The sequence below is a fragment of the Methylomonas rapida genome, from assembly GCF_024360925.2.
GTDB classification, from domain to species: Bacteria; Pseudomonadota; Gammaproteobacteria; order Methylococcales; family Methylomonadaceae; genus Methylomonas; species Methylomonas rapida.
Window position 1 is genome coordinate 3,857,018 of the sequence record NZ_CP113517.1, and the last position, 11,675, is coordinate 3,868,692.

General features: G+C 53.0%; 11 protein-coding genes. 3 read left to right on the plus strand and 8 right to left on the minus strand.

Going from position 1 to position 11,675, the window contains the following annotated elements; translation table 11 throughout:
* From NM686_RS18145 to NM686_RS18175, 7 genes are all read right to left on the minus strand, one after another.
* The gene (locus tag NM686_RS18145) at positions 1–255 is read right to left on the minus strand and encodes a hypothetical protein (RefSeq protein WP_255189243.1); all 255 of its coding nucleotides are present in this window, start codon (positions 253–255) and stop codon (positions 1–3) included.
* Positions 256–756: 501 nt separating this feature from the next.
* On the minus strand, positions 757–1,173 hold the full coding sequence (locus NM686_RS18150; protein ID WP_255189244.1) for a host attachment protein: 417 nt from the start codon (positions 1,171–1,173) through the stop codon (positions 757–759).
* Positions 1,174–1,259: 86 nt separating this feature from the next.
* Positions 1,260–2,063 (minus strand): DUF72 domain-containing protein, encoded by an 804-nt coding sequence (locus NM686_RS18155; RefSeq protein ID WP_255189245.1) that lies wholly within the window; start codon positions 2,061–2,063, stop codon positions 1,260–1,262.
* A gap of 5 nt (positions 2,064–2,068) precedes the next feature.
* The gene (locus tag NM686_RS18160) at positions 2,069–3,499 is read right to left on the minus strand and encodes an RtcB family protein (protein ID WP_329959152.1); all 1,431 of its coding nucleotides are present in this window, start codon (positions 3,497–3,499) and stop codon (positions 2,069–2,071) included.
* Between the two features lie 9 nt (positions 3,500–3,508).
* Positions 3,509–3,943 (minus strand): archease, encoded by a 435-nt coding sequence (locus NM686_RS18165; protein WP_255189246.1) that lies wholly within the window; start codon positions 3,941–3,943, stop codon positions 3,509–3,511.
* Positions 3,940–6,378: a spermine/spermidine synthase domain-containing protein gene (locus NM686_RS18170; protein ID WP_255189247.1), complete on the minus strand. Its 2,439-nt coding sequence runs from the start codon at positions 6,376–6,378 to the stop codon at positions 3,940–3,942. The genes NM686_RS18165 and NM686_RS18170 overlap by 4 nt, the downstream gene beginning before the upstream one ends.
* A gap of 21 nt (positions 6,379–6,399) precedes the next feature.
* Positions 6,400–7,224 carry a protein-L-isoaspartate(D-aspartate) O-methyltransferase gene (locus NM686_RS18175; RefSeq protein WP_407942363.1) on the minus strand — a complete coding sequence of 275 codons (825 nt, stop codon included), beginning with the start codon at positions 7,222–7,224 and terminating at the stop codon, positions 6,400–6,402.
* Between the two features lie 200 nt (positions 7,225–7,424).
* On the opposite strand from NM686_RS18175, the gene NM686_RS18180 reads away from it, so the two are divergent.
* Positions 7,425–7,895, plus strand: a complete 471-nt coding sequence (locus NM686_RS18180) for a YbhB/YbcL family Raf kinase inhibitor-like protein (protein ID WP_255189249.1) — start codon at positions 7,425–7,427, stop codon at positions 7,893–7,895.
* Positions 7,896–7,918: 23 nt separating this feature from the next.
* Here NM686_RS18180 and NM686_RS18185 read toward each other — a convergent pair whose 3' ends face one another.
* On the minus strand, positions 7,919–8,668 hold the full coding sequence (locus NM686_RS18185) for a Mut7-C ubiquitin/RNAse domain-containing protein (RefSeq protein WP_255189250.1): 750 nt from the start codon (positions 8,666–8,668) through the stop codon (positions 7,919–7,921).
* Positions 8,669–9,072: 404 nt separating this feature from the next.
* On the opposite strand from NM686_RS18185, the gene glnL reads away from it, so the two are divergent.
* Entirely contained in the window at positions 9,073–10,140 is a 1,068-nt protein-coding gene (glnL, locus tag NM686_RS18190; RefSeq protein ID WP_255189251.1) for a nitrogen regulation protein NR(II), read from the plus strand.
* A 38-nt stretch (positions 10,141–10,178) separates the two neighbouring features.
* Positions 10,179–11,594, plus strand: a complete 1,416-nt coding sequence (gene ntrC / locus NM686_RS18195) for a nitrogen regulation protein NR(I) (RefSeq protein ID WP_255189252.1) — start codon at positions 10,179–10,181, stop codon at positions 11,592–11,594.
* Positions 11,595–11,675: the final 81 nt, after the last annotated feature.

The window sequence follows — 11,675 nt, forward strand, 5'->3', positions numbered from 1 at the left end:
TCAATATATCAACGGATAGTCTTCCAACTCTTCAAGAGATTCAAAAATCGCCCAAAGCTCTTCCAGAGTGAATGAGTCAACGTTCGGGATGGCTTGGTCGGGTTGATAGGCAAGCTCATCGCGTACCAGCGCGGCGAATTTCGCTTTAAGCTCGTCAAGAGAAATCGGCTCTGCTTGATTCCACAACAATGCCAGCTTTTTATTCTCGGAACGCTTTAAGAGAAATAAAGCTTTTATGTATGATGCATGGCGCATATCAACGACCCCACCCGATTACGCAAAGAGGTTGTCATTTTAGCACCCAATACATTAAGTGTATTCTGTAAAATATTGATATAAATCAAACAAAACCATGTTTTTATGAGCTTCATGTAAAGCCGCCGAATGATTTCCTTTAACCATCGACCTGACCAATAGACAGGATAAACGGTCAACCTAGAAAAATCATTTGGTCCACGAAACACACGAAACCTGTCCTGAGCAGGATCGAAGGAATCACGAAAAGTTTCAAACAGTTATCCCCCCCAAAGAGCAGCTACGAACAGGTGAACCGACAAACTTCATAACGCAATGATTCCTTTCGTGTATTTCGTGCTTTTCGTGCTTTTCGTGGACTTTCTGCCGTTTTAGGGTCAAGCAAAATCGACAGGAATGAGCGCGCGCTGATCATAAGATCGACAAGCTCATTCCTGCATGTCGGCAAGACTGACATATAGGGACAACATCCCCGTTCAAGTCACTCACAGGGTGACCGGTTTACACAATGTGTTCGCGGATGGCCGCTTCTTTTTCTGACACTAGATTTTTATCCAGCGACATAGCGACCAGGTTTTTAACATGGTCGTTCAACGCATGCCTCAAGGCCCCCAAAAATGCCGGAGCGGCAACCAAAACCAATTTGTCGTAAGCACGTTCGACCCGCCCGTGCTCAAGCCGGTCGGCGATTTGCTTGGCAAAAACGTCCGCTTCGTGTTGAGCAATGTCGGTAGGGGCTTCGAAAGCATGCCCACCACTCGCCAATCCACCCTGACGATCGGAGACCTCCTCCTGATCTCGCATCCTCCCTTCCGCATGAACCATACCCTCCATTTCTTGCAGGGACTCTGTTCGACTCGGCATATTGAAAAATCTTGCCCTACTGCTATCCGCGACTATTACCCATGTGATTGTCATAAAGACCTCCATCATTATTATGATTGAATAACGCCGAATGATCGGCGGCAAAGCCTCCAAGCCCAATTCGATTGTATGCCTTTTTGTTACCCGCCGCTATCGGGACTATCGATAGCGGATGATGCTCGAGCGGCACACTCGACTTTATCGAATCGAGCTTGATGTCTTTCTAGCAAAGTTCGCAAAACCAATGCATTTAACGGCGCGGCGCATTCCGTATCATTATTGAAATAAACATGAACCACCTTGCCTTGCGATTGCCAAACTGCAATACGGTCGGCCCAATCGGATAGTTCGTTATCCGCGTAACTCGACACATAGGTTCGGCTATGGCCGTGCAGGCGCAAATAAACCAAGTCGGTGGTCACGTGCCGCCAAATCGGCCAATCAGCGGCGTCGGCTTGACAGATGGCCACATTGGCTCGCGCCAGACAATCAGCCGTTTCATCATCAAACCACGAGACATGCCTGAATTCCATGCTGTGCCGAACTTCGCGCCATTGCCCCAATGCATCGACGAAATCGCTTAGCCTCGCAATATCTTTTTTCAGATTGGCGGGCAATTGCCAAAGCACCACGGCCAATTTTTCGCCCAACGCCTGGGCATGAGCTTTTTCGATCAGTATCGACTTCTCGGCCGCGCGCAATTTTTTGTTATGTGTCAGGTAACGGTTGGCTTTCAATGCGAAACGAAAATTGGCAGGGGTTCGCTGAAACCAGTCTTGCAAAGCTTTATGCGTTTGCAAGCGATAAAAGCTGGCGTTGATTTCCACTGCCGCAAAATGCTCCGCGTAAAACGTGAGCCAGTCCTTTTGGGCAATACCTTGGTAAAAACACTCCCGCCAATGCCGATAGCACCAGCCACTCGTTCCGATGTAACAAAGAGCCATTTACATCAGCCCTTGATGCAAATCAAGGGCTCCAGTTGGGCGACCTTTCGAGCCAATCCGGCACGGTCTGCCACGTCCACCACTACACTAACGTCCTTGTAGGCTCCCGGGGCCTCTTCGGCCACGCCCCGCAGCGACGGGCTACGGATGATGATGCCGCGATCCGCCAGGTCATCGACCAGAGCGCTACCCTGCCATTGCTTGGTGGCTTGGTGGCGGCTCATCGCTCTACCCGCGCCATGACAGGCCGAATTGAAGGCGCGTTTTTCACTTTCCTGCGTGCCGCACAGCACATAGGAACTCGTTCCCATTGAACCGCCGATCAACATCGGTTGGCCAACCTGGCGGAACACCGCCGGCAGATCGGGATGCCCCGGCCCGAACGCGCGTGTCGCCCCCTTTCTATGCACGAACAGCGCCTTTTTCTGACCGTTGATCGCATGTTGCTCAAGCTTGCACGTGTTATGCGAGACGTCATATAGCAAACCCAAATGCACGCCGGGAAACACCGTCTTGACTGCATCGCGCGTCAAGTGCGTGATGATCTGCCGATTGGCCAGCGCACAATTGATCGCCGCCCGCATCGCTCCCAAATATTGCTTGCCCAGTGGGGACGTTAGCGGGGCACAGGCCAACTCTCGATCCGGTAAATCGATCCGGTATTGACTTGCCGCTATCGCCATGTCGCGCAAAAATTCGGTGCCGATCTGATGCCCGAGACCCCTGGAACCACAATGGATGCTGATCACGACGTCGTCGACCCGTAACCCAAATACATTGGCGACATGTTGGTCGTAAACCTCGGCGACCCGCTGCACTTCCAGATAATGATTGCCGGAGCCCAGGGTGCCCATTTCGTCTTTCTGCCGCTCGCGGGCTTTGGGCGAAACATAACTCGCTACCGCGCCGACCATGCGACCGCCTTCCTCCATGCGTTCCAGGTCGCTGTCCTCGCCCCACCCCTGCTCCAAGGCCCACTGCGCACCGCCGGTCAACATGCCATGCATGAGGTCGTGATTCAAATGTATCCGGCCCTTGCTGCCGACACCCGCCGGAATGGCTTTGTACAGGGCATCGGCCAACTGCTGTTTGTACGGCCTCACGTCCGCAAGCTGCAAACCGGTATGCAGGGTGCGGACGCCGCAGGAAATGTCGAATCCTACGCCGCCAGCCGACACCACACCGCCTTGGTCCGGATCGAAGGCCGCGACGCCACCGATCGGAAAGCCGTAACCCCAATGCGCGTCCGGCATCGCATAGGCTGCCTCGACGATTCCAGGCAAACTTGCGACATTGGTGATTTGCTCGTAAACCTTTTGATCCATGTCGCGCAGTAGCGAGGCATCGGCATAAATCACCGCCGGCACGCGCATCGCGCCATGCGATTGAATTTCCCAACAGGTTTCGTCGCGCTGTATCAATTGTTGTATATCCACCTGCGTCTCCTAAACGTCGACGACACATTGCGCCAGCCAGGCACCATCTTCGCGCTGCGCTACCTTCAATTCGGTAAAAGTCGCCCCCTTGATCTCGACGGCGGGCTGATGCTTTTGTTGATCTACGCTTTCGCCAACGGCTGTTGCGGTCAAGCGATTGTCCAGAATCGTCACTTGATACTGACCAAACAATAGGTTTTGCACCGCCATCTGGTAAATGAGTTCGTTGATCCAACCGAGAAACAGCAATTCCGCATCGGGGGCCTGGCATTCGATCAGCACGGACCTGACGGATGCGACGTTTCCCGGCTCGGTAATCACGGCCGTCATAGCCAGCGCCGCTTGCGCGAAGGCTTGTTCCAACGTGGCTCCGACACCGCGGATGCCAATGTCCGCGCCGTGCTCGAAATGCTCCCAATGGGGGGCTTGCAACATGCTGGTCATGCACTCGTTTCCCGCACGACCTGATCAGGGAAAAACCCCACAGCCAAGCCATACAAGACAAGCGCCAGCATGATCAGTACGGTAAAACCGTATTGCATCGCGAGCAAGGTCGCCAGAATGGCACTCATCACCGACGCGCAACCGTTGATGCCCCAGGCCCAGGGAATCAAAGCGGGCGAAGTCTGCCCCAGTTTCGCCAGTGCCAGCGGAAATGGCATGCCCATGCAAAACCCCAATGGCGCGATCAATATCACCGACAACAAATAACGACTGCTAACGCCGATTCCCAACGCAAAACCGGCAATGCCATCGAACCCCAGCACATATATCAAACACAAAGCGGCTATCCCTGCCACCGGCAATAGCACCGGCGATCGTGTTGCAATGCCAAGACACTTTGGTGAGAAATGGCTACCCAGCCCCGCGCTGACCAAGAAGGTACTCAACACCACGGTGATCGCATATAAGGGATGATGCAGAATCAGGATGAATTTTTGTATGAAGGCAATCTCGATGAACATAAAAGCCAAACCTAGGCAAAAGAAATACCCCAAAACCCGAAAATGACCGCTGGCTCCTTGGACGATGCCCAATTTGGCCTTACAGAACCACAAAGGCAAGACGATCAATAAAACACTTGCCGCGACTGCCTGCAGCAAGGCAGCCATCAATAGCAAATAACCGCTTTCTAATAGAACGCCTCCGCCGCCACGCCATAACGACAGGATTTCCGGCAGAGTCCGCCATTTGAAAAAATGAAACAGATAGGGCTTGTCATCCGTCGCGGGTTCCACATTGAATTTATAGGCCGCCATAAACCCACGGCTATCGTCGCCCAATAATGCCGTCATGGCCTGATACAGGTAGGGCTGCTGCTGGATATTGAAGCGATTGACATCCTGCTCGAGGATGCCCGGGTAATACACCGGATCGAAACTGCGCACCCGACTAAATTGCCCAGCCTTATCGATTTCATCGGCTGAGATGACACCGTTTTTGATCAGCAAGGTGCTGGTTTGCCAGCCGCGTATCATGAGAATTTGCTGGCTTGGATTTTCCACCTTGGCCTGTTTCAGCGCATCGATCACCGTGGCCAATAATTTGACCTCATCCCGCGGTGGAACCTTGATCCAGCGCGTAATGCTCAAAAACCCGTCTGGCTTGACATGGCGTAGATAGGCCTGAATGGCCTGCCGAGTATAGAGATAATTTTCCGCCAAGGAATATACGCCTGCCGCCGACGCACCAAAACCATCCAGCAAGGACAAATTGATCAAGTCGAAGTTTTTGCCGGTGCTGGCCAGATACCCGCGTGCCTCATTCACATGAACCGAAACCTGGGGCCTGGCATAAAGATGTCCGGCGAAGTCCGCGTATTTTTCCGTCACCAAATCAACGACTTGCGCATTCAGTTCAACCGCGTCGATATGCGCTACGGCATGGTAAAGCGCTTGTAAAACGTCGCTACCGGTGCCGGCACCGAGAATCAAAACCTCGGCGGGCCGTTTGAGATGGTATGGCAGCGCGGAAGTGGTTTGGTCCAGATAGTTGATGCGGGTTAAATTGCCATCGAAGGCGGTGATGGCGGCCATATTGTCCGCATCGATGAAAACCGCCAATTGTTCGGGCGGCTCGGCAGTCGCGTTCAAGCTCAAGCCTGGTGCATGGCGCACTGGAATACCGCCGCTACTGACCACGCTGATCTCCCCCAACGGACTGGAATAGCGCTCGATGATTCGCGAGCCAGGCAGCCGTAATAGCTGGTTTTGACCTTTGTACGGCGAGATATTCAGCGAGGTAACGTTCGTCAACACCAGCACCACCGCAATCACCAGAATCGCTGGCGTGCCGAACCACAAAGCGCTCTCGCTGGTTTTCTCCCGCGTGCCGTAACACCCGACGATCAACGCTGCCCCGGCAGCCAATAACATCAATACCGACAGAATCGTTTGCGGAAACAACAAAAACAACAACAAGATGATCAATAGGCTGCCGGCACCGGCACCCAATAGATCGGCCATATAAATAGCAGACACCGCCTCCTTGTAACGGTAAAACGCCAAGCCAATGACATTAGCCGCAAAAAAGAACGGGATCGCAAGCAATAAATACATCGCGCATAGATAAAGCCATTGCGCCGGCGTCCACAGCATTTCGGCCGGATTGAACGGAACCGCCTGCGCCAATAGAAAACAAAGCGGCGCGGCGATGCCGAATAACATCATATTGGCAACGAAAACGCGCTCAAACCGCCGCATCAGCCACTCGCGATTCAGCGCCAGCACCACACCGCTGACACCATAGCCCAAGAGCGCAAGACTGATGATCATGAACGCGAAGTGATGCCACTGAATGATCGCAAACAAGCGCATCAACAGTACTTCGTATGCAATGGCCGACAAGGACATCAGGGCGATGGCGAGTAAGTTTGCCAAGCCCGGCTTGGTGTTAATGGCTCAGTGCGCCCCCGTCAATGGCACAAAACTGACCGGCAGAATTTGCCGCGTGGTGATGCTGCCATCTGCTGCTTTAGTCAACAGCACCAGATATTGGGTCATGAAGGGAGCGCCGACGGGAATGATCATGCGCCCGCCGGGCTTTAACTGCTTGATCAGCGGCGGAGGAATGTGGCTGGCTACTGCCGTCACCACGATGCCATCGAACGGCGCAGCGCTCTCCCAGCCGTAATAACCATCGCCGATGCGGGTATGTACATTCTGATAACCGCTTTGCTTCAGATTATCGGCCGCTTGCTCGGCCAGCGCTTCGATGATTTCGATGCTATACACGCTATCGACCAGCTCGGCCAAAATAGCCGCCTGATAGCCCGAGCCCGTCCCGATTTCCAGCACTTTATCGCCAGGCTTGGGTTTTAACAGGTCGGTCATGATGGCCACGATATAAGGCTGCGATATCGTCTGCCCGTGCCCGATAGGCAAGGGCCTGTTTTCGTAGGCGAATGAACGTTGATTACGCGGCACGAAAGCATGACGCGGCACCTTGCCCAAGACGTTGAAGATTCGCTGATCCAAGGTTTCTTGTTGCAGGAAATCCCGCGTGGATGCTACGTGCTCCTTGATGACGCCGACCAATTCCTGCCGTTGCCGCTCGTAATCGTCTTGCGCGATGACATGGCTGGAAAACAACAGCAATAAAATGCCGATCAAGATAAGCCAGAAAATCAGCCGCATTGCTTTTTTCATAACCCTAACCTCCTGGCTCGAGCGCCATGACTCGGATAGTGCGCAAAACTGCAATCTCGGGAAACCGTGGAAACGCATTTCCCTGATTGCCAGTCAAGCGATTTGGGTTTATTGTTCGTGCATATCGCCTAGGCTCAGTTTAATGCGATTTTCGAAAATAGCTACCCTTATCGAGGTCAACGATGGTTTCCAGCAAATCCGGCTTGTTCATCCGCCTTGTGATTGCGACAGGCTGCCTTTTTTATGTCGCGTCCGTTCGGGCCGAAGGAGAACCCAATATGGCACTCAGCCTAAGTTCAAAAGACTTTGTTCATCAGGGTGAAATTCCGCAAACCCTTACCTGTGACGGCAACGACAGCTCGCCGGCATTGTCCTGGTCTGGCGTACCCGCGCATGCCAAAAGCCTGGCGTTAATCATCGATGATCCCGATGCACCGGATCCCGCCAACCCCAAAATGACTTGGGTGCATTGGATTTTGTACAACATTCCAGTCTCCGCAACCGGACTACCCCGGGCCTTAGACGCATCTGACTTGCCGCTAGGCGCCTTGCCAGGAAAAAACGACTGGGGAAAGACCGGCTACGGTGGCCCCTGCCCCCCGATTGGCCGCCATCGCTATTTCCACAAGCTCTACGCGCTGGATATCGAATTGCCAAATTTGCATCATCCCACTAAAGCGCAATTGGAAGCCGCCATGGCTGGTCATGTCATCGAAAAAGCAGAATTGATTGGCACTTATCAGCGCTAAGTGCATGACCCAAAATGACACTATCAGCGTGCCAGAAGAATGGCAAAGCGTTGTCTCATATCGTCGATATGAGAACCTTGCCAATAAATCCGCCGACAATCGTCGCAGCGATAAAAATCGTCATAATAAAGTTTGGTTTTGGGTTGCAACTGCTCCAAGACATCCGCTTTGGCGACGGGCACCAGCACGCCATTACACATCAGACAACGCGCGAACGGCTGGATGACATCATACAAATCGAAGCGCCGGATGACTTCTTCCACCTGATGCTCTACCGTAACCGCGCGCACCCAATAGCCCTGGGTAATGCGTTTGGCAAACAACAAGCGCCTGTCGCGGGTCAATACGATGCGCTGCTGATTCTCGGCGATGTTTGCCACCTCGGCATCGCGATAATCATTGCGATACAAGCTATCGAAACCCAACAAACGCATACGCTTGGCAAGTTTGCCCAAGTTGACGTCGACGATGAAACGGGGAGGCCCACTGATGCTTTCACGCAATCTGGCCAATGGCAACATATTTAGCTGTTTGAAAACAGGATAGACCGCGACGCGATCGTTAGCCCGCAATTGATAATCGAACCCCACCGAGTGGCCATTGACGATAATCAGTGCCACCTCGGTATGAGGCACACCAAAGACTTCTATGGGGTCCTTGATACCGGGATGACCATTGAAACGATAGGCCAAATCCCGCTTGCGCCGTGACGGCGGCAAAAAATCATTCAATTCCGCGTAGAAACGAAAATCGGCGGTATATTCCAATGGCATGGCCCTGCCTATTCAAAGGAAACATCTACTAAAAGCGTCCACTCCCAAGCCCTGACTGATTAGCACAGACAGGCGGTGTTGTTGCACGGCTGCTGGGAGATACACTCCATTTTTCGGCGCGAATCCGCTGTGGCCTGCAAGTAGTTGTCAATAAGATACCAAGGAAAACCTGTCGGAGAAACAACCCCCATTGACCGGCAATACAGCGAATACAAGGCAAGGAAAATCCGCCATGCGTGCACCGTATCGACAGATCGCACCAAAATTGAGCACAAAACGGCAAAATGCACCATATTTGTGCATTGTGCCCAGCAATAATCTTTCCTGCCCCAAGTCAGAACGAAGCATTATGATTGGCGTGTAAATTGCTGGAAAATTTTTAGATCACTCGAACCTTAAATCACGTGCACAAAAGAATACTCGACCACCTCAACGCGGCAATCCTGTTATTCAACAAGGATTTTCGCTTGATTTACATCAATCCGGCCGGCGAAATGCTGTTCGCCGACAGCGCCAAGCATTTGCTGGGCAATCCGGCGCAGAAGCTCTTTAAGACCGCGCACCAAGGCTTATTCACCGACTTACAACAGCGGTTGAATCAGCACGAACCATTGGTTGACAGAGAATTGATACTGGAATCATTGAACCAGTCGATTACCGTAAACTTGAGTGCGACGCCGATATTGGAAGACGGTGAACTTTGCGAAATCCTGATCGAATTGCAACAAGTCGACCGGCATTTGCGCATCACCAAGGAAGAACAACTGCTGGCGCAGCAAAATACCAGCCGGATGCTGGTCAGGGGCCTCGCCCACGAGATCAAAAATCCATTGGGCGGCTTGCGTGGAGCCGCACAGTTATTGGATCTGGAATTACGCGATCCGGAACTGAAGGAGTACACCCAGATCATCATCGCCGAATCCGATCGCCTGCAAGAGTTGATGGACAAAATGCTGGGACCTAACAAGCCGGCTCATAAACACTTGTTGAACATCCACGAGGTACTGGAAAGGGTCAGACAATTGGTAACGGCCGAGGCCGGCAGCGACATCAAATTGATGACCGATTACGACCCCAGCATCCCGGAATTGTTTGCCGACAAGAACCAGCTGATTCAAGCCTTTTTGAACATCGTCCGCAACGCGATACAGGCGCTGCAATCCACTGGAAAGATCACCCTCAGAACGCGTATCCAGCGGCATATGACCATAGGCCGCAAACGCTATAAACTGGCGGTAAAAGTCGACATCATCGATAACGGCCCCGGCATTGCCCCCGGTTTGATGGGACAAATTTTTTATCCAATGATTACCGGCCGGGCCGAAGGCACGGGCCTGGGCTTATCGATTGCTCAATCCTTGATCAATCAGCATAACGGCCTGATTGAATGTGAGAGCGAGCCGGGAAATACGGTATTCTCGATTTATTTACCCATAGTCGGCGAAGCCGAAAAGACAGTATCGACATACTAATGTTTCAATCCTTGTTCGTCTAAGTTAGGGAGACACTCATGCCATTGCCAGATAAAGTCTGGGTTGTCGATGACGACAAATCGATACGTTGGGTGCTGGAAAAAGCCCTGCAGAAAGCCAATATCGAGACTCGTTGTTTTGCCAATGCCGCCGATTTATTAAAGGAACTGGCGCTGGAATTGCCGCAAGTCCTGATTACCGATATTCGCATGCCCGGCATGGACGGATTCGCGCTGCTGAAAAAAATTCAGCACGAGCATCCGGCCTTACCCGTCATCATCATGACCGCCCACTCCGATCTGGAAAGCGCGGTGTCGGCTTTTCATGGCGGCGCTTTCGAATACTTGCCCAAACCCTTCGACATCAACGAAGTCGTCGAAACGGTTCACCGTGCCTGCATTCACGGCAAGCAACAAAACGACAAACAAGCACCGCCAGAAGGTATCGGAGAAACGCCTGAAATCATCGGCGAAGCGCCCGCCATGCAAGAGGTTTTTCGCGCCATCGGCCGATTGGCGCGCTCGCACATCACGGTACTGATCAATGGCGAATCCGGTACCGGCAAGGAACTGGTCGCCAAGGCCCTGCACCGGCACAGCCCGCGAGCCGATCAGCCCTTCGTGGCGTTGAACATGGCCGCCATCCCCAGGGACCTGATGGAGTCCGAGCTATTCGGTCACGAGAAAGGCGCGTTTACGGGCGCCCAAGCCCGGCGGGTTGGTCGTTTCGAACAAGCGAATAACGGCACCTTGTTCCTGGACGAGATCGGCGATATGCCGGCGGAACTGCAAACGCGCCTGCTGCGAGTCTTGGCGGACAATGAATTCTATCCGGTCGGCGCGCATGCGCCGATCAAGGTCAATGTCCGCATCATTGCCGCCACCCACCAAAACCTGGAAGCCTTGGTGGCGCAAGGCCGCTTCCGGGAAGACTTGTTTCACCGCCTGAATGTCATCCGCATCCATATTCCGCCGCTACGCGAGCGTAGCGAAGACATTGGACTGTTGATGAGACATTTCCTCTATCAAAGCGCGAAGGAACTGGGTACCGAAGTCAAAACCCTGAAACCCGAAACCGAAGCTTTCCTCAGCAAGTTAAAGTGGCCTGGCAACGTGCGCCAGCTGGAAAATACCTGTCGCTGGCTCACCGTGATGGCCTCTGGACGCGAAATTCATATCGAGGATTTGCCGCCCGAACTCAGCCAAAACCCGCTGGACACTGGCGGCGAATCCGTTCACAACGACTGGGAAAGCCTGCTGCAGCGCTGGATCAAGCAAGAATTGGCGGCCGGTAAACAGGATATCGCCAAACACGCCATCGCCAGCGTCGAAACACTGTTGATTCAAACCGCCTTGCAGCATACCCACGGCAGAAAACACGAGGCCGCACTCATGCTGGGCTATGGCCGCAACACCCTGACGCGCAAATTGAAAGAACTCGACATACCGGAGTAAAAACTCAAAACCCCTAGAACTTTTATCTGCCGAAAGCATCGGTGTATACTCCCTTCACTACACTCAACCTTTTTCAACACG

Excerpts from the sequence above, each read along its gene's own strand:
- NM686_RS18175 (WP_407942363.1), bottom strand. The coding sequence starts at position 7,224 with ATGCGTTTCCACGGTTTCCCGAGATTGCAGTTTTGCGCACTATCCGAG.
- NM686_RS18150 (WP_255189244.1), bottom strand. The coding sequence starts at position 1,173 with ATGACAATCACATGGGTAATAGTCGCGGATAGCAGTAGGGCAAGATTT.
- NM686_RS18145 (WP_255189243.1), bottom strand. The coding sequence starts at position 255 with ATGCGCCATGCATCATACATAAAAGCTTTATTTCTCTTAAAGCGTTCC.
- NM686_RS18185 (WP_255189250.1), bottom strand. The coding sequence starts at position 8,668 with ATGCCATTGGAATATACCGCCGATTTTCGTTTCTACGCGGAATTGAAT.
- NM686_RS18155 (WP_255189245.1), bottom strand. The coding sequence starts at position 2,063 with ATGGCTCTTTGTTACATCGGAACGAGTGGCTGGTGCTATCGGCATTGG.
- NM686_RS18165 (WP_255189246.1), bottom strand. The coding sequence starts at position 3,943 with ATGACCAGCATGTTGCAAGCCCCCCATTGGGAGCATTTCGAGCACGGC.
- NM686_RS18180 (WP_255189249.1), top strand. The coding sequence starts at position 7,425 with ATGGCACTCAGCCTAAGTTCAAAAGACTTTGTTCATCAGGGTGAAATT.
- ntrC (WP_255189252.1), top strand. The coding sequence starts at position 10,179 with ATGCCATTGCCAGATAAAGTCTGGGTTGTCGATGACGACAAATCGATA.